Here is a 17,434-nt window from a genome sequence, read left to right on the forward strand (position 1 = left end):
CGAGAGACAATGGCATCCATCGATGTGATCGGGCTGCGCAAGAGCTTCGGCTCCGTGGCCGCCCTCGACGGCGTCGACCTGCGGATCGAGGATGGCGAGAATGTCGCCATCCTCGGTCCGAGCGGGTCGGGCAAATCCACGATGCTCCGCATCATCGCCGGGCTGGAGGACGCCGACGCCGGCAGTGTGCTGTTCGACGGCCGGCCGCAGGAGGGGATCCCGCCCCACAAGCGCGATGCGGCTATCGTTTTCCAGCATTTCGCCCTCTATCCGCACTTGTCGTCGCTGGAGAACATCACTCTCGGCCTGCGGCACGGGATCGGACTGTCGAAGACCGAGGCCACCTCCCGCGCCCGGTCGATCGCCGGTCGCATGCAGGTCGAGCACCTTCTCGACCGCAAACCGAAGCAGATGTCGGGCGGTCAGCGCCAGCGCATCGCCCTGGCCCGGGCGCTCGCCCGGCGCAGCGGCATCGTGCTGCTCGACGAGCCGCTGTCCGGGCTGGACGCACAGCTGCACGCCGTGCTCCGCCTGGAGATCGCCTCGCTGCTGCGCTCGGTCGGGGCCACGGGGATCAACGTGACCCACGATCAGCTCGACGCGATGGCGATGGCCGACCGGATCGCCGTGATCCGCGGCGGAGTCATCGAGCAGGTCGGCACGCCGGATGAGCTGTACGCGGTGCCGCAGTCCCTGTTCGTCGCCGGCTTCATCGGCACGCCGCCGATGAACCTGCTCCGGGTGGCCGACGACGGAACATGCGCCTTCGGCGGCGGGTTCGACGGTGGTCTGACCCTGGGCGTGCGCGCGGAGGAGCTGGAGCTGGCGCCGCTCACTGCGTTCGACGCGCATCCGGATGCGGCGTGGACGGTCTCGGGCGAGGTGGCCCTGATCGAGCCGACCGGAAAGGATCGGGTCGTGCATCTGGTGACGGGAGAGGGTGAGACGGTGGCACTGCGGTGCTCCGTCGCGAAATCACCGCGCGTCGGCGAACGGGTTGCCGTGCGCTGCGCGGCCGCCTCGGTGCACGTCTACGATTCGGCCACCGGTGCGCGTCTCGGTGCCGCGACCGAGCTCGGCGTCCGCAGGGCGGCGATCGCGTGAGCGGTCGCGCCGTCGTCCTGTTCGACTGGAACGGAACGGTCGTCCTCGACCGGGAACGTGCCAGGGACGCCCTCAACGGGGTGCTCGGCGCCCGCCGGCTTCCGCGGCTCAGCGAGGAAGGCTTCCGCCGGCGGTTCCGCCTGCCGATGGCCGAGATGTTCGAAGAGCTCGGCGTTCGCACCGACTCGACGGACGCGGCGGAGGCCGAATGGAACTCGGCGATGGCCGCCGCCCCGGCCGGGCTGCGGCGCGGCGCGATCCCGGGGCTGGAGGCGCTCGCGGGTGCGGGGGTCCGACTCGGCGTGATCTCCGCCGCCCATCTCGACGCGGTCGCGGCCGACCAGCACGCCCACGGCCTCACCGGGATGTGGTCGAGCGTCGACGCGCCCGTCATCGACAAGCTCGCTGTCCTTCAGCGCCGCCGCGGTTCGGAGACCGTCGCCGCCTACGTCGGCGACACTGTGTACGACATCGAGTGCGCCCGCGAGGCCGGTTACCTGGCCGTCGGGGTCCGAGGCGGCTACACCGCCTCGGCGCTGCTCACCGCGGCGGGAGCGGATGCGCTGATCGACGGAATCGACGAGATCGCGGCCCTGATCGGTGCGGCGTCGATGCAGGCTTCGGCGCCGATGCAGCGCGAAGGACTGCCGATATATGGTGCCCCCAGTAGGATTTGAACCTACGGCCTTCTGCTCCGGAGGCAGACGCTCTATCCCCTGAGCTATGGGGGCCAGGAGTGCCCGTCTAGGCTAGCATCCCCGCGCGGGTGGTTCGTGCCCGGTCAGCTCTTCGGCAGGTTGGCGAGCACGTTCTGCATCAGCGGTGCCGGGTCTCCGGGTTCGGAGAATGCGGTCGAGGTGGCGACGATCCAGTACGAGCCGGTGAAGATCTGCACCTCGCCGGCGGTGCCGGGTTTGAAGTATCCTTCGACCGCCGGCGGAACGCCGTAGGTGGGAACGGGCTGGCTGGTCGTGACGGCCGCGTTCTTCAGCCCCTCCATGGCGCTCGCGGGCGGCTTGGCCACGGCGATCTCGATCGTCTCGCCGCTGGTCTGGTTGAGCCACGCGCAGGTGGTGCCTTTCCAGTCGGCGACCTGCTGCTCCAACGTGCTGGCTTTCGGGGCGTAGCCGGGGTCCGTGCCGAAGTTCGGGTTGAAGGCGTAGAGCTGGTCGGGGGTGATCACCTGGTCGCACGGGATCGCCAGCGGGGTCGGGGGATCGCTGGGCGTCGGCGTCGGTGTCGGGGTCGTGTTCGTACCGCCGCCGGTGGTCGCCGTGGCCGACGGCGTCGCGGTCGGTTTCGTCGATCCGCTGCCGCCGACGCATCCGCTCAGCAGCATCGCGCCGGCGAGCACGAGGGTGACAGCCCCGACGGTGCGGGCGGAAGCGCGGACGGGTGTCGGTTCGAGCATGCTGGGCTTTCCTTACGGCGGTTTCTGGGCGGATGCGCGAAGCAGAGGGTGAAGAGGCTTCGGCGCGCGTCGCTTGCGACCTTATCAAGCGGTGACCGGCGCTACCCGTGCGCCGGGGCGTTCGATGCGGAACCGTTGCCGCGGAACGCCCCGGTAGAATCGGTGATCGTGACTCCCGCTGACCTTTCCGCCGCCCTGCTCACCATCGTGACCTCGGTCGTCGACCGGCGCCGAGCCGCGGGTGCCGACCTCGACGGTGTGACCGTGACGATCGACGATGTCCCGATCGAGCGGCCGAAGAACCGCGACCACGGCGATTGGGCCTCCAATGTCGCCATGCGTCTCGCCAAGCGCATCGGCGCCAATCCGCGCGAGCTGGCGGCCGAGATCGCCGAGGGCGCCTCCGCCATCGACGGCGTCGCCTCCGCCGAGGTGGCAGGCCCGGGGTTCCTCAACTTCCGGCTCGACGCCGCCGCCGCCGGTCAGCTGGCCAAGACCATCGTGGAGGCCGGCGAGGAGTACGGGCGCGGCACGATCTACGACGGTCTCACAGTCAACCTCGAGTTCGTCTCCGCCAACCCCACCGGACCCATCCACATGGGCGGTGTGCGCTGGGCGGCCGTCGGTGACAGTCTCGCGCGCATCCTGCAGGCCGAGGGCGCGGATGTGACCCGCGAGTACTACTTCAACGACCACGGTTCGCAGATCGACCGGTTCGCCCGCAGCCTGGTCGCCGCACACCGGGGTGAGCCGACCCCGGAGGACGGCTACGGCGGAGCGTACATCGGCGACATCGCCGCCGAGGTGGTCGAACGGTTCGACGGCGACATCGACGCCCTGTCGCGTGAAGCGCAGCAGGAGGTCTTCCGCTCGCTCGGAACCGAGCTCATGTTCGCCGAGATCAAAGAGAAGCTGCACAGCTTCGGCGTCGACTTCGACGTGTTCTTCCACGAGGATTCGCTGCACGAGTCCGGAGCGGTCGAGCGGGCGATCGAGCGGCTGCGTGAGCAGGGGCACATCTTCGAGGAAGACGGAGCCGTCTGGCTGCGCACCACGACCTTCGGCGACGACCGCGACCGGGTGATCATCCGCTCGAACGGCGAACCCGCTTACATCTCGGGCGATCTCGGCTACTACCTCAACAAGCGGGAGCGCGGGTTCGAGCAGAACCTCATCATGCTCGGTGCCGATCATCACGGCTACGTCGGCCGGTTGATGGCCGCTGTCGAGGCTTTCGGCGATGTTCCCAACGTGAACCTGCAGATTCTGATCGGCCAGATGGTCAATCTGGTACGTGACGGCGAGCCGGTGAAGATGTCCAAGCGCGCCGGCACCATCGTGACCCTCGACGACCTCGTGGATGCGGTGGGTGTCGACGCCGGGCGGTATGCGCTCGTGCGCTCCTCCAGCGACTCGCAGCTCGACATCGACCTCGACCTGTTGAGCAAGCGCAGCAACGAGAACCCCGTCTACTACGTGCAGTACGCGCACGCCAGAACCCGCTCGGTCGAGGCGAACGCGGCGAAGGCCGGCGTCGACCGCAGCGTGTTCCGTCCGGAGCTGTTGACGCACGAGACCGAATCGGCCCTGCTCGGCGGCCTCCAGGAGTTCCCGCGGGTCGTCGCACAGGCGGCCGAACTGCGCGAACCGCACCGGGTCGCCCGCTACATCGAAGAGCTGGCCGGTCTCTATCACGCCTGGTACGGCGTGCGCGACGGGTCGACCAGGGTGCTCCCGCACGGCGAGGAGCCGATCACCGATCTGCACCGCACCCGGCTGTGGTTGAACGACGCCACCGGCCAGGTCATCCGCAACGGTCTCGGACTCGTCGGGGTCTCCGCGCCCGACCGCATGTGAGCCGCCGGATGAGCGCGCCGATCGCCTCGCCGCCCACCCCTCCGACGGAGACGGTGTCGTCACTCCCGCCGCGCACGCGTCGGCGGTGGCTGCGCATCCTGCTCTGGATCGTCATTCCGGTGCTGGTGCTCATCGTGCTGTTCGCGATCGCCGACGGCATCGTGCGGTCATACGCCGAGGGTCGGGTCGCGTCGGAGATCGAGAAGAGTCTGCCGAGCGATGTCTCCGGCGACGTCAGCGTTCACATCGGCGGGCTCTCGGTGATCCAGCAGTACCTCGGCGGCTCTTTCGAGCGGGTGGAACTGGATGCACCCGAGCTCACCGTGCAGGGGGCACCGCTCGGCGCCTCGATCGTCGCCACGGGTGTCCCGGCCGATTTCAGCAAACCCGTCTCGCGCATCGACGGCACACTGCGCATCTCCCCGTCATCTCTGAACAAGCTGGTCACCGTCCCGGGTGTCACCGGTGATCTGTCGTTCGGCACGGGTGTGCTGAAATACGACGGCACCGCCGATTTGCTCGGTCTGCCCATCGGTTACCAGGTGAGCGTCGCCCCGGAGGCGGCGGAGACGACGGTGCTGCTGAAACCGGTGGATGCGAAGATCACCACCGGCTCCGGCGCCATCGACCTCTCCACACTGGTGGCAGCGTTGACCGACCGCGGACCGCTTCCGGTGTGCGTCGCGCAGTACCTTCCGAAAGGTGTGGGCGTGAACACGATCGACATCGCCCCGGCCGAGGCCGCGGTGCACCTCGACGCGAAGGATTTCGTGCTCGACGAGGCGACGCTGCGCAGCAAGGGCAGCTGCTGACCGGTCGCGGCCCGGCGTCTGCGGCCCGGCGTAACGGAGTCGAACCCGTCTGCGAACCTCGCTAGAATCTCCGTACCGCGCGCTTCGACGCGTGCGCCGTTTTCTCTGTCGGCTTCAGGGGCCAATCCGGGTCCGCTCGCCCCGAGAGACCCCCACTCGTTTCGTCCCGTGAGGTTTTCCCTGTGGCCCCGAATCTTCTCGCCCCCGACTGGCTCGCCGAGCCGGCGGATGCCAACGCCCTTTCGCCCGCGCTCTGGTCGCGCACTGTTCATCGGGAGGGCGCCGATCTCGTGGTCGGCGGCGTGACCGCCGCCTCCCTCGCCGAGCGATTCGGAACGCCGCTCTACGTCGTCGACGAGCAGGATGTTCGAGACCGCGCGGCCGAGGTGCACGCCGCGTTCCTCGCCGCGTTCGAGCGCGTCGGTTCCCGCGCGAAGGTCTACTACGCCGGCAAGGCGTTCCTCAGCATCGAGGTCGCCCGGTGGATGGCCGAGGCCGGTCTCAACATCGACGTGTGCAGCGGCGGCGAGCTTGCCGTCGCCCTGGCGGCGGGAGTCGACCCGGCCCGGCTCGGCTTCCACGGTAACAACAAGTCGCTCGCCGAGATCGACCGCGCTGTCGCGGCCGGCGTCGGCGCGATCATCATCGACAGCGTGCAGGAGATCGACCGAGTGGCCGAGGCGTCCGCCCGGCACGGTCGCACTCAGCGCGTGCGGCTGCGGGTCAACAGCGGCGTGCACGCCCACACCCACGCCTTCCTCGCCACCGCCCACGAGGACCAGAAGTTCGGCATCGGTCTCGCCGACGCCCCGGCCGCGGTCGAGCGCATCCGCGGTGCCGGCTCCCTCGAGTTCCTCGGCCTGCACTGCCACATCGGTTCGCAGATCTTCGGGGCCGACGGGTTCGCGGAATCGGCGGCACGACTGCTGGCCGTGCACCAACAGCTGCTGGCCGCGGGCGATGTGCCCGAATTGAACCTGGGCGGCGGGTTCGGGATCGCGTACACCACGGCCGACGACCCGTCTCCGATCGGCGAGCTCGCCACGCGAATCGCTCAGACGGTCGCCGATGGATGCGCCGAGCTCGGAATCCCTGTGCCGGTCGTCGCCTTCGAGCCGGGCCGCACCATCATCGGCGCCGCCGGGCTCACCCTCTACACGGTCGGAACCACAAAAGATGTCGAGGTGAGTATCGGCGACGACGGCGAGACCGCCGTGCGGCGCTATGTGAGCATCGACGGCGGCATGAGCGACAACGCCCGCACGGCCCTCTACGGTGCCGACTATTCCGCGCGCATCGCCGACCGTCTGAGCGATGCGCCTCCCGCGCTCGTCCGCGTGGCCGGCAAGCACTGCGAGAGCGGCGACATCGTGGTCGACGCGGACTATCTCCCGGGCGATGTCGCACCCGGCGATCTTCTCGCAGTGCCCGCGACCGGCGCATACTGCTGGTCGTTGTCGAGCAACTACAACTATGTGGGCCGTCCGGCCGTCGTCGCCGTGCGCGACGGCGAAGCGCGGGTGATCGTCCGCGGCGAGACCGAGGCCGATCTGCTGGCGCGCGACACCGCATACCAACCGGTTCCCACCGTCGAAGGAGTCAACGCATGATCGAGTACCGCAGCCTGCGGGTGGCCCTGCTCGGCGCCGGCTCCGTCGGCTCCCAGGTGGCGCGACTTCTGCTGGAACAAGGCGAGGAGCTCGCCTCCCGGGTGGGCGCGAGCCTCGAGCTCGTCGGAATCGCCGTGCGCGACGTCGACGCCCAGCGCGATGTCGACCTGCCGCGCGAGCTGTTCACCACCGACGCCTCCACGCTCATCCTGGGCGCTGACATCGTCGTCGAGCTGATGGGCGGCATCGAGCCGGCTCGCGAGTACGTGCTGCAGGCGCTCAACTCGGGGGCGGATGTGGTCACCGGCAACAAGGCGCTGCTCGCCACCCACGGTCCCGAGCTGTTCGAGGCGGCCGAGCAGGTGGGCGCCCAGCTCTACTATGAGGCGGCGGTCGGCGGGGCCATCCCGATCATCCGCCCGCTGCGCGACAGCCTGGCCGGCGATCGGGTGAACCTCATCCTGGGAATCGTCAACGGCACCACCAACTTCGTGCTCGACCGCATGGATGTGAACGGCGAGACCCTCGAAGATGCGCTGGCCACCGCCACCGAGCGTGGGTACGCCGAAGCCGACCCCACCGCCGACATCGGCGGCTACGACGCCGCGCAGAAGGCCGCCATTCTGGCGAGCCTCGCGTTCCACACCACTGTTCCACTGGAGTCGGTGTACCGCGAAGGCATCACCGGCGTCACCAAAGCCCAGGTGGACGCGGCCCGCGAGGGCGGTTCCGTGATCAAGCTCCTCGCGATCTGCGAGCGGATCACCGATTCCGAGACCGGGGACGAGGGCGTGTCCGCCCGCGTGTACCCGGCTCTGATCAGCCGGGACCACCCGCTGGCAGCAGTGCACGGCGCCCACAACGCTGTGTTCGTCCAGGCGGGCGCCGCGGGCGACCTGATGTTCTACGGGGCGGGCGCCGGGGGAGTGGAGACAGCTTCCGCGGTGCTCGGCGATCTCGTCTCGGCCGCGCGCCGCCACGTCGTCGGCGGCCCCGGCGTCGCCGAGTCGACGCACGCGAAACTCCCGGTGCTCGACATCGGCCGGGTGGTCACCCGCTACCAGATCACATTGGAGGTCGCCGATCAGCCCGGCGTGCTGGCCTCGGTCGCGCGCATCCTGAGCGACGGCGGGGTCAGCGTGGAGACCGTTCAGCAGTCGGTCGCGACGGCCACAGGCCCCGTTCCGCTGGTGGGAGGCGAGACGCCGGTTCTCTCGCACACCGCCCCCACCGCTACCCTGGTAATCGGCACCCACGAAGCCGAGGAGGCCGCCTTGGCGGCCACCGTCGAGGCGCTGGCCGCCAGTCACGTGGTGACAGCAATCTCATCCGTTCTCCGAGTCGAAGGATCGTAATGTCGGAAAAGCCGAACAGTCGTCAGTGGCGGGGCGTCCTGCGTGAATACGCGGACCGTCTGAACATCAGCGAGGCCACGCCGATCGTCACGCTCGGCGAGGGCGGAACGCCCCTGCTGCCCGCGCCGGCGCTCTCCGCGCGCACCGGGGCCAAGGTCTTCGTGAAGTTCGAGGGGATGAACCCCACCGGTTCGTTCAAAGACCGCGGCATGACCATGGCGATCTCCAAGGCCGTCGAGCACGGCGCGAAGGCCGTCATCTGCGCCTCCACCGGGAACACCTCGGCCTCGGCCGCCGCCTACGCGACGCACGCCGGCATCCAGGCCGTCGTCCTCGTACCCGAAGGCAAGATCGCGATGGGCAAGCTCAGCCAGGCGATCGCGCACAATGCGCAGCTGCTGCAGGTGCAGGGCAACTTCGATGACTGCCTCGACATCGCCCGCGACCTCGCGACGAACTACCCGGTGCACCTCGTCAACTCGGTGAACCCCGATCGCATCGAAGGTCAGAAGACGGCCGCTTTCGAGGTCGTCGAGGTGCTGGGCGACGCACCCGACTTCCACATCGTGCCGGTCGGAAACGCTGGGAACTACACGGCGTACCACCGCGGATACACCGAGGAGCTGCAGCGCGGTGAGTCCACGAAGCTGCCCCGGATGTTCGGCTTCCAGGCCGCCGGCAGCGCGCCGATCGTGCTCGGCCACCCGGTCAAAAACCCCGAGACGGTCGCCTCCGCCATCCGCATCGGCAACCCGGCGTCGTGGGAGCTCGCCCTGAACGCGCGCGACGACAGCGACGGCTACTTCGGCGCCATCGACGACAAGACGATCCTGGAGGCTCAGCGCATCCTCTCCGCCGAGGTCGGCATCTTCGTCGAGCCCGCCTCCGCGATCAGCGTGGCCGGCCTGCTCGAGCGTTCGGCCGCCGGTGTCATCCCGGCCGGTGCGACCGTCGTCCTCACGGTCACCGGTCACGGCCTGAAAGACCCGCAGTGGGCCCTCCGCAACGCCGACGGCTCGGATGTGCAGCCCACCGTCGTGCCGGTCGACATCCCCACCATCGCCGAGGTCCTCGGGCTCAGCGCCGCGGCCGAAGCCGCCGGAGCCGGGGCGTGACCCAGCCGGCCGTCGACCTGAGCGGTCGCTCGGTCACGGTCAAAGTCCCGGCGACGAGCGCGAACCTGGGGCCGGGTTTCGACACGCTCGGGCTCGCGCTCGCCCTGTACGACGAGCTGCGCGTCTCGGTGCGGGATGCGCCTGGAGCGACCGTCGAGGTGATCGGCGTCGGCGCGGGCGAGGTCCCGACCGACGAGAGCAACCTCGTCGTCCGTGCGATCGCGCACACCTTCCAGGCCGTCGGCGTTCCGATGCCGGGACTCGACCTCGTGGCGAAGAACACCATCCCGCACGGGCGCGGCATGGGCTCCTCCGGCGCGGCGATCGTCTCCGGCATCATGGCGGCCAAAGGTCTGCTCGAGGGCGTCGTGGAGATCGACTCCCAGGGCCTCCTCGCCCTCGCCAACGACATGGAGGGCCACCCGGACAATGTGGCGCCCGCCCTGTTCGGCGGCCTCACCATCGCCTGGGTGACCCCGGAGGGTCCACGGTTCAAGAAGCTCATCGTGCACCGGGGCGTCTCGCCGCTGGTGTTCGTTCCCGAGCATGTGATGTCGACGGCGCTCGCCCGCAGTCTGCAGCCGCAGTCGGTGCCCCACGAGGATGCTGTCTTCAACGTCTCCCGCTCGGCGCTGCTCGTCGCTGCCCTCATCCAGAGCCCCGAACTGCTGCACGCCGCCACCGAGGACAAGCTCCACCAGAGCTACCGTGCCTCGGCCATGCCGGAGACCCACCGGCTGATCACGCTGCTGAGGGAGAACGGCTTCGCCGCCGTCGTCTCCGGAGCCGGTCCCTCGATCCTCGTCCTGTGCAGCGACCCGGGCCAGCGGCTCGCCGCCGCCGAGCTCGTCGCCCAGAAGGCGGAGACCCGGTGGCAACCTCTGATGCTCGCCGTCGATTTCAAGGGTGCGACCGTCACCCCGGCGTCGGCGCAACAGTCGGACACACCGGCCGCGTAGCGTCGAGAACGACCGCGCAAAGGTGATAAACTGCAGCTGCACCCGCAAGAAACCGCGTCACGAGCGAATCTGATCTTCGGGTGATTTCTAGCAATCATGCCGTCACTCCTACCTGCGTACCCGATCCCTGATCGAGTACCGGCGTCGAGCGGATCAGAACGCATCGCGCCAGTGGCTTCACGCACAGGGCAGTTCATGTGACGCGCGCTCCAGACGACTGCGAAAGTCGCACGTCGGAGGAAAGGAATCCTCTTCAGTGACTGATGTCAATCTCCACGCCGGGGGCGTGGACACCAGCGAACTGATGTCCCTCAGAGTGGCGGAGCTGCAAGCTCTCGCCGCCGAGTTGGGCATCCAGGGCGCCAACAAGCTTCGCAAGGGCGAGCTCGTGGAGGCTGTCTCCACGGCGCAGGCCCAGGCGGCGGGCGCCACTGCCGGCGACCGGCTGCCCGAGGCCGAGACGCACCCCGCCGAGCAGGCGGCCGAGCAGGTCGTTCTCGAGCCGCTCATCGCCGAGCCGGTCTCGGCCGAGCCGCTTGTGGGCGACTCTCTGCTTCCCGAGCCGGTCTCCCCGCCCGTGACGTCGCGCAAGCGTGCGCCGCGCCGCGCCAGCAGCGCCGACGCTCTCGGCGTCCCCGCCGCCACCCACCTCAACGCCGGCGCCACCGGCGTCGACTCCCTCATCCCGGATGTCGATGCGCTGCTCGACTCGGCTCTCGCCTCCCGTGAGTCGGCCGCCCGCCAGTCGGCCCCGGCGACGGAAGACGCTCCGGCGTCGGACGATGCTGCGTCGCAGGGCCAGAACGGCCAGGGCCAGAACGGCCAGAAGGCCGAGTCCGGTCAGCGCAACGGTCGTCGTCGCGGCGGTCGCGCGCAGAGCGAACAGCCCGAACAGCCCGAGCAGGCCGAGCAGGCCGCCGATGCGTCGTCGGAGAAGTCCGACGCACCCGCCGACGATGCGCAGGGCGAGCAGAATGGCGAACAGGGCCAGCAGCGTCAGGGCCGTGGTCGCAATCGCAACCGCAACAAGAACAACAATGGCGGGCAGAACGCCGACCAGCCTCAGCAGGGTCAGCAGCCCGCGCAGAACCAGGGCGGCCAGAACCGCGAGCAGGCGGAGCGCGAGCAGAGCGAGCGCGAACAGGGCGGCAAGCAGGGCCAGAACGGCCAGCAGAACCGCAACGCGCAGCAGCAGAACCGCAACGGTCAGCAGGAGAGCGCGCAGGCGCAGTCCGACGCCGACCGTTCCGGTCGCAGCCGTTACCGCGACCGCAAGCGTCGCGGCGGTGTCGCGGGCGATGAGTTCGAGCCCGAGATCGCCGACGACGATGTGCTGATCCCGGTCGCCGGCATCCTGGATGTGCTCGACAACTACGCGTTCGTGCGCACCTCCGGCTACCTCCCGGGCTCCAACGACGTCTACGTCTCCCTCGGCCAGGTCAAGAAGTACAACCTGCGCAAGGGCGACGCCGTCGTCGGTGCCATCCGCCAGCCGCGCGAGGGCGAGAACAACAGCCGCCAGAAGTACAACGCGATCGTCAAGGTCGACTCGATCAACGGCCAGACCGTCGATGAGGCGGCCAGCCGCGTCGAGTTCGGCAAGCTCACCCCGCTCTACCCGCAGGAGCGCCTGCGCCTGGAGACCGAGCCCGGCAAGCTGACCCAGCGCATCATCGACCTGGTCGCCCCGATCGGCAAGGGCCAGCGCGGCCTGATCGTGGCGCCCCCGAAGGCCGGCAAGACCATCGTGATGCAGCAGATCGCCAACGCGATCACCACGAACAACCCCGAGGTGCACCTCATGGTCGTTCTGGTCGACGAGCGTCCCGAAGAGGTCACCGACATGCAGCGCACGGTGAAGGGCGAGGTCATCGCCTCGACCTTCGACCGTCCCGCCGAAGACCACACCACGGTCGCCGAGCTCGCCATCGAGCGCGCGAAGCGTCTGGTGGAGCTCGGCCACGACGTCGTCGTGCTCCTCGACTCGATCACCCGTCTGGGGCGCGCGTACAACCTCGCCGCTCCCGCCTCCGGCCGCATCCTCTCCGGTGGTGTCGACGCCTCGGCCCTGTACCCGCCCAAGCGGTTCTTCGGTGCTGCCCGCAATATCGAGCACGGTGGATCGCTCACGATCCTCGCCTCGGCGCTGGTGGAGACCGGATCCAAGATGGACGAGGTCATCTTCGAGGAATTCAAGGGCACCGGCAACATGGAGCTCCGCCTGTCGCGCCAGCTGGCCGACAAGCGCATCTTCCCGGCCGTGGATGTGAACGCATCCGGAACCCGGCGCGAAGAGATGCTGATGGGGGCCGACGAGGTCAAGATCACCTGGAAGCTGCGCCGCGCCCTCGCCGGGCTCGACCAGCAGCAGGCGCTCGAGATCGTGCTCGGCCGTCTCAAGGAGACCACGAGCAACGTCGAGTTCCTGATGCAGGTGCAGAAGTCGATGCCCGCGGCCCCGGTCAACGGCCACGGCACGGCGCACTCGCACACCAACGAGCACGACCACCGCTAGCTGAATCAGTGCCCGTCCCCGTCGGTTCCGCCGATCGGGGCGGGCACTTTCGCTTGTCCGGAACCGGCAACTGATGAAAGAAGAGTGAGATGTTCGAATCGGTGAACACTCTGATCGCCGAGCACGACGACCTGCAGGAGCAGCTGGCCGACCCCGAGCTGCACGGTGATCCCGTGCGCTCCAAGAAGGTCAACCGCCGCTATGCGGAGCTCAGTCGCATCGTCGCCGCGTACCACCACTGGAAGCAGCTCGAAGACGACCTCGCGGCCGCCAAAGAGCTGGCCGCCGAAGACGAGGCGTTCGCAGAAGAGGTGCCCGGGCTCGAGTCCGAGCTCGCCGAGTCGGGAGAGAAGCTGCGCCGGCTGCTCATCCCGCGCGACGAGAACGACAGCCGCGACGTCATCATGGAGATCAAGATGGGGGAGGGCGGTGCGGAGTCCGCGCTGTTCGCCGCCGATCTGCTGCGCATGTACCTCCACTACGCCGAGTCGAAGAAGTGGAAGACCGAGATCCTGGAGCAGACATCCAGCGACCTCGGTGGCATCAAAGATGTGCAGCTCGCCATCAAGGGCAACTCCTCCGACCCGGCCGAGGGCGTATGGGCGCACCTCAAGTACGAAGGCGGCGTGCACCGCGTTCAGCGTGTGCCGGCCACGGAGTCGCAAGGACGCATCCACACCTCGGCGGCCGGTGTGCTCGTCTTCCCCGAGGTCGACGAGCCCGAAGAGGTCGAGATCAGTCCGAACGATCTGAAGATCGACGTCTACCGGTCGAGCGGCCCCGGCGGTCAGTCGGTGAACACGACCGACTCGGCCGTGCGCATCACCCACCTTCCGACCGGCATCGTCGTCGCCATGCAGAACGAGAAGAGCCAGCTGCAGAACCGTGAGGCCGGGATGCGCGTGCTTCGCGCCCGCGTCCTCGCCCGCCAGCAGGAGGAGATCGACGCGGCGGCCTCGGCGGTGCGCAAGAGCCAGATCCGCACGATGGACCGCTCCGAGCGCATCCGCACCTACAACTTCCCCGAGAACCGCATCGCCGACCACCGCACCGGCTACAAGGCGTACAACCTCGACGCCGTGATGAACGGCGCTCTGGAGCCCGTCATCGAGTCGTGCATCCTCGCCGACGAGGAGTCCCGCCTCGCCGACCTCGGCTCCGACGACTGACCCAGGCGCTCGACGGGCTCAGATGTAAAGGGCGGGGTCGAGCCAGTCGTCGCCGGGGATCTGCTCGTGGCCGGTGCGAGGACGGGCCCGGGCGGGAACACCCGTGAGCACCGAGTCGGCCGGGGCATCGTGGATGACGACGGCGTTCGCGCCGATCACGCTGCGCGCGCCGATGGTGATCGAGCCGAGGACCTTGGCTCCGGCGCCGACCGTGACGCCGTTCTGAATCGTCGGGTGCCGTTTGCCGCGCCCGCTGCCCTTCCCACCGAGTGTCACCCCGTGGTAAACCATCACGTCGTCGCCGACCCAGGTGGTCTCGCCGACGACGACGCCCATCCCGTGGTCGATGAAGAACCGGCGACCGATCGTGGCGCCGGGGTGGATCTCGATTCCCGTGAGGAAGCGCGCGAACTGCGAGACGAAGCGGGCCGGCGTCTTGAGGCCGGCCCGCCACATCCGGTGGGCGATGCGGTACCACCACACGGCGTGCAGACCCGAGTATGCGACGGCGATCTCGAAGCCGCTCCGCGCGGCAGGATCGTGCCGGCGCGCGTTCGCGATGTCTTCGCGCATTCGGGAGTAGAACGCCATAGGGATGCTGGGTCTGCCGGTCAGTCGAGCAGGTCGGCCCAGAGAGCGGTCGAGATGTAGCGCTCACCGGTGTCGGCGACGATGACCACGATCGTCTTGCCCGCGTTCTCGGGCCGTTTCGCCACCTCGAGGGCGGCCCAGACGGTCGCGCCCGACGAGATGCCGGCGAGGATGCCCTCTTCGCTCGCAAGGCGTTTCGCCGTCTCGATCGCGTCGTCGAACGAGGCGTCGATCACCTCGTCGTAGACCCCGGTGTCGAGCACCTCCGGGACGAAGTTGGCGCCGATGCCCTGGATCTTGTGCGGTCCGGGCTTGCCCCCGTTGAGGATGGGGGAGTCGATCGGCTCCACGGCGATGACCTGCACGCCGGGCTTGCGCTCCTTGAGCACCTGGCCGACGCCCGTGATGGTGCCGCCTGTGCCGATCCCGGCCACGAAGATGTCCACCTCGCCGGCGGTGTCGTCCCAGATCTCCTCAGCCGTCGTGGCGCGGTGGATCGCCGGGTTGGCCTCGTTGGCGAACTGCTGGGCCCAGACGGCGTTGTCGGTCGAGGCGACGAGCTCTTTGGCCTTCTCGACCGCGCCGCGCATCCCGTCGGGGCCGGGGGTGAGCACGATCTCGGCGCCGAACGCGCGCAGCAGAACGCGACGCTCTTTGCTCATGGTCTCGGGCATCGTCAGGATGACCTTGTATCCGCGGGCCGCACCGACCATCGCGAGCGCGATGCCGGTGTTCCCGCTCGTGCCCTCGACGATGGTGCCGCCCGGGCGCAACGCACCGGACTTCTCGGCGGCGTCGATGATCGCCACACCGATACGGTCTTTCACGCTGCCGGCCGGGTTGTAGAACTCCAGCTTCGCGAGCACGGTGGCTCCGAGGCCCTCGGTGAGGTGGTTGAGCTTGACGAGCGGCGTTCGTCCGACCGCTTCGGCGATGTTCTCGTAGATCTGACCTGTCATGGCCTCTTCCTTGTGGCGCGCGAATGGGAGATGGAGCGTCACCACTCTAATCTTCACGCGGTGTGCGGGGTGCTGTGTGACGCCGCCGGACTTGCCGCTAGGCTCGACGCGCGATGACCCCACCCGACTTCCCCCCCGCCTCCGTCAGCGATCTCCTCGACGAGACGGTCGGCGTGCTCAGGCGCGCCGGCGTCCCCGACCCGGAGGTGGATGCCGAGCTGTTGCTCGGGCATGTCCTCGGCGAAGGGCGGGGACGCATCCAGGCGCTGGCGCTGATGGGGTCCCCGGTGTCCGAGGATGTCGTGGCGCGGCTGCGAGTGCTGGTCGAGCGGCGGGCCGCGCGCGAACCGCTGCAGCACATCACGGGGCGGGCGCCGTTCCGTTCCCTCGACCTCGCGGTCGGCCCCGGCGTGTTCGTTCCTCGGCCGGAGACCGAGCAGGTCGTGCAGTTCGCGATCGACGCCCTGCGTGCCGTTCCCGGACCCGAACCGATCGGGGTTGATCTCGGCACCGGGAGCGGCGCCATCGCCCTCGCGATGGCGACCGAGGTGCCGCACGCCCGCATCCTCGCCGTGGAGAACTCGCCCGAGGCGTTCGTCTGGGCTCGTCGCAACGTCGCCGAGTCGGGCGCGGAGAACGCGCGGGTCGTCTTCGGCGACCTCGCCGACGCGCTGCCCGAGCTCGATGGGCAGGTGGATGTGGTGATCTCGAACCCGCCGTACATCCCGGCGGCGGCCGTTCCCCGCGACCCCGAGGTGCGTCTCTTCGACCCGCCCGCCGCGCTCTACGGCGGCGAGGACGGGCTCGATGTGGTGCGTGTCCTTTCGCACGTCGCCCGCCGCCTGCTGCACCCGGGCGGCACACTGGTGCTGGAGCACGGTGAGCTGCAGGGCGAGCAGATCCGGGGCATCCTCACGGCTGACGGCTGGCGCGCGGCGGCCACTCACCGCGACCTGACCACGCGGGACCGCACGACGACGGCCGTGCGCTGATCTAGCCTTTCGCGGCGGCTTTCGCGGACTTCTCTGCTTTCTCTACCGCTTTCGTGCGCCGCTCGATCGCCTTCGCGATCGCTTCGCGCTCCCGTTTGCGGGCTTCGCGGAGCCGGCCTTCGATCTCCCGGCGGGCTTTCGCCGCCTCCCGCACGGCCTTGTCGTACGGCACCGGTTCCGGGCGGGGGACGGCGGCGACGATGGGTTCTCCGGTGCGGCGCGCGTCGACGTAGCGCTGAACCCCGTCGAGGATGCGCTCCAGGCCGAACGCGTAGTCGTCCTGGTCGTCGTCTCCCTCGGAATCGGTGTACACGCCCGACCTCACCAGGGGGCCGAGGTAGGGGAACCGCTCGTCGGTGACCAGCTCGGCGAGCGCCGTCGTGAACGCCTCGCCGGTGCGGCGCTGCGCGCCCTCCGCCTCCCGGGAGCGCTGGACATCCCGCTCGACGACCCCGAACGCGCGGGCGAACGAGCTGAGCAGCAGAACCGTCGACATCTTCTCCGGGCCGGTGAGCGGGAGGTCTTTCATGATGCGCAGCCCCCAGTCGAGGACGGCGAGGTTGTTGGGTGTGAGCGGCATGCCCGGAATCGGGATGTCGGGGAACCACGGATGCTCGCGCATCACGTCGATCGTCGTCGCCGTCCAGCGCCGCAGCCCGTCACGCCATTCGCCGTCTTCCTCCTCGGGGGGGATGGGGACGGCGCACACCGTGTCCTGCATGAGCAGCAGCACATCGTCTTTGCTCGTCACGTAGCGATAGAGCGACATCGTCGTGAAGCCGAGGGTGGTGGCGATCTTGCTCATGGACACCGCGGCGAGCCCTTCGTCGTCGGCGATCTGGATCGCGGTGTCGACGATCCTCTCGATGCTGAGCTCGCGTTTGGGGCCGCGCTGCGGCCGCTCGGCGACTCCCCAGCTGAGTGCGACGGCGCGGGGGAGGACATCTTCAACGTCGTCGGTCATGGTGCTGCCCTTTCCGGCCGG

General features: G+C 69.1%; 15 protein-coding genes and 1 tRNA gene. 11 read left to right on the forward strand and 5 right to left on the reverse strand.

Annotated features, from left to right (window positions below; all coding sequences use genetic code 11):
- The first annotated feature begins 9 nt into the window (after positions 1-9).
- Together K5L49_RS18670 and K5L49_RS18675 are read left to right on the forward strand one after the other, a co-directional pair.
- Entirely contained in the window at positions 10-1,104 is a 1,095-nt protein-coding gene (locus K5L49_RS18670; RefSeq protein ID WP_223695036.1) for an ABC transporter ATP-binding protein, read from the forward strand.
- A complete protein-coding gene (locus tag K5L49_RS18675) occupies positions 1,101-1,781 on the forward strand; it encodes an HAD family hydrolase (RefSeq protein WP_223695037.1) in 681 nt (226 codons plus the stop codon). Before K5L49_RS18670 ends, K5L49_RS18675 begins: the two co-directional genes overlap by 4 nt.
- Here K5L49_RS18675 and K5L49_RS18680 read toward each other — a convergent pair.
- Both K5L49_RS18680 and K5L49_RS18685 read right to left on the reverse strand, forming a co-directional pair.
- Positions 1,760-1,835, reverse strand: a tRNA-Arg gene (locus K5L49_RS18680). The genes K5L49_RS18675 and K5L49_RS18680 overlap by 22 nt on opposite strands.
- A gap of 50 nt (positions 1,836-1,885) precedes the next feature.
- Positions 1,886-2,515 (reverse strand): iron ABC transporter ATP-binding protein, encoded by a 630-nt coding sequence (locus K5L49_RS18685; RefSeq protein WP_223695038.1) that lies wholly within the window; start codon positions 2,513-2,515, stop codon positions 1,886-1,888.
- 168 nt (positions 2,516-2,683) lie between these two features.
- Here K5L49_RS18685 and argS point away from each other — a divergent pair, with 168 nt between their 5' ends.
- The 8 genes from argS to prfA all read left to right on the forward strand — a co-directional run bounded on the left by argS (position 2,684) and on the right by prfA (position 13,907).
- A complete protein-coding gene (gene argS / locus K5L49_RS18690) occupies positions 2,684-4,372 on the forward strand; it encodes an arginine--tRNA ligase (protein ID WP_223695039.1) in 1,689 nt (562 codons plus the stop codon).
- Positions 4,373-4,380: 8 nt separating this feature from the next.
- The gene (locus K5L49_RS18695; protein ID WP_223695040.1) at positions 4,381-5,184 is read left to right on the forward strand and encodes an LmeA family phospholipid-binding protein; all 804 of its coding nucleotides are present in this window, start codon (positions 4,381-4,383) and stop codon (positions 5,182-5,184) included.
- A 182-nt stretch (positions 5,185-5,366) separates the two neighbouring features.
- Positions 5,367-6,794, forward strand: a complete 1,428-nt coding sequence (gene lysA, locus K5L49_RS18700) for a diaminopimelate decarboxylase (RefSeq protein WP_223695041.1) — start codon at positions 5,367-5,369, stop codon at positions 6,792-6,794.
- Entirely contained in the window at positions 6,791-8,149 is a 1,359-nt protein-coding gene (locus tag K5L49_RS18705) for a homoserine dehydrogenase (protein ID WP_223695042.1), read from the forward strand. The genes lysA and K5L49_RS18705 overlap by 4 nt, the downstream gene beginning before the upstream one ends.
- Entirely contained in the window at positions 8,149-9,264 is a 1,116-nt protein-coding gene (gene thrC / locus K5L49_RS18710) for a threonine synthase (protein ID WP_223695043.1), read from the forward strand. Before K5L49_RS18705 ends, thrC begins: the two co-directional genes overlap by 1 nt.
- Positions 9,261-10,223: a homoserine kinase gene (thrB, locus tag K5L49_RS18715; protein WP_223695044.1), complete on the forward strand. Its 963-nt coding sequence runs from the start codon at positions 9,261-9,263 to the stop codon at positions 10,221-10,223. Before thrC ends, thrB begins: the two co-directional genes overlap by 4 nt.
- A gap of 256 nt (positions 10,224-10,479) precedes the next feature.
- On the forward strand, positions 10,480-12,738 hold the full coding sequence (gene rho / locus K5L49_RS18720; protein ID WP_223695045.1) for a transcription termination factor Rho: 2,259 nt from the start codon (positions 10,480-10,482) through the stop codon (positions 12,736-12,738).
- Positions 12,739-12,827: 89 nt separating this feature from the next.
- On the forward strand, positions 12,828-13,907 hold the full coding sequence (gene prfA, locus K5L49_RS18725) for a peptide chain release factor 1 (protein ID WP_223695046.1): 1,080 nt from the start codon (positions 12,828-12,830) through the stop codon (positions 13,905-13,907).
- A gap of 18 nt (positions 13,908-13,925) precedes the next feature.
- On the opposite strand, the gene epsC is transcribed toward prfA, so the two are convergent.
- Both epsC and cysK read right to left on the reverse strand, forming a co-directional pair.
- Positions 13,926-14,498, reverse strand: coding sequence for a serine O-acetyltransferase EpsC (gene epsC / locus K5L49_RS18730; RefSeq protein WP_223695047.1), 573 nt, complete (start codon positions 14,496-14,498; stop codon positions 13,926-13,928).
- A 20-nt stretch (positions 14,499-14,518) separates the two neighbouring features.
- On the reverse strand, positions 14,519-15,457 hold the full coding sequence (gene cysK, locus K5L49_RS18735) for a cysteine synthase A (protein ID WP_223695048.1): 939 nt from the start codon (positions 15,455-15,457) through the stop codon (positions 14,519-14,521).
- 113 nt (positions 15,458-15,570) lie between these two features.
- On the opposite strand from cysK, the gene prmC reads away from it, so the two are divergent.
- A complete protein-coding gene (gene prmC, locus K5L49_RS18740; protein WP_223695049.1) occupies positions 15,571-16,449 on the forward strand; it encodes a peptide chain release factor N(5)-glutamine methyltransferase in 879 nt (292 codons plus the stop codon).
- Position 16,450: 1 nt separating this feature from the next.
- On the opposite strand, the gene K5L49_RS18745 is transcribed toward prmC, so the two are convergent.
- Entirely contained in the window at positions 16,451-17,413 is a 963-nt protein-coding gene (locus K5L49_RS18745; protein WP_223695050.1) for a TetR/AcrR family transcriptional regulator, read from the reverse strand.
- Between the last annotated feature and the right edge of the window lie 21 nt (positions 17,414-17,434).

The organism is Leifsonia poae (genome assembly GCF_020009625.1).
GTDB classification, from domain to species: domain Bacteria; phylum Actinomycetota; class Actinomycetes; order Actinomycetales; family Microbacteriaceae; genus Leifsonia; species Leifsonia poae_A.

Bases quoted from the DNA above. Each gene is read 5' to 3' on its own strand.
- K5L49_RS18705 (WP_223695042.1), top strand. From the start codon at position 6,791: ATGATCGAGTACCGCAGCCTGCGGGTGGCCCTGCTCGGCGCCGGCTCC.
- prfA (WP_223695046.1), top strand. From the start codon at position 12,828: ATGTTCGAATCGGTGAACACTCTGATCGCCGAGCACGACGACCTGCAG.
- prmC (WP_223695049.1), top strand. From the start codon at position 15,571: ATGACCCCACCCGACTTCCCCCCCGCCTCCGTCAGCGATCTCCTCGAC.
- epsC (WP_223695047.1), bottom strand. From the start codon at position 14,498: ATGGCGTTCTACTCCCGAATGCGCGAAGACATCGCGAACGCGCGCCGG.
- K5L49_RS18670 (WP_223695036.1), top strand. From the start codon at position 10: ATGGCATCCATCGATGTGATCGGGCTGCGCAAGAGCTTCGGCTCCGTG.
- K5L49_RS18695 (WP_223695040.1), top strand. From the start codon at position 4,381: ATGAGCGCGCCGATCGCCTCGCCGCCCACCCCTCCGACGGAGACGGTG.
- K5L49_RS18745 (WP_223695050.1), bottom strand. From the start codon at position 17,413: ATGACCGACGACGTTGAAGATGTCCTCCCCCGCGCCGTCGCACTCAGC.
- cysK (WP_223695048.1), bottom strand. From the start codon at position 15,457: ATGACAGGTCAGATCTACGAGAACATCGCCGAAGCGGTCGGACGAACG.
- K5L49_RS18685 (WP_223695038.1), bottom strand. From the start codon at position 2,515: ATGCTCGAACCGACACCCGTCCGCGCTTCCGCCCGCACCGTCGGGGCT.
- thrC (WP_223695043.1), top strand. From the start codon at position 8,149: ATGTCGGAAAAGCCGAACAGTCGTCAGTGGCGGGGCGTCCTGCGTGAA.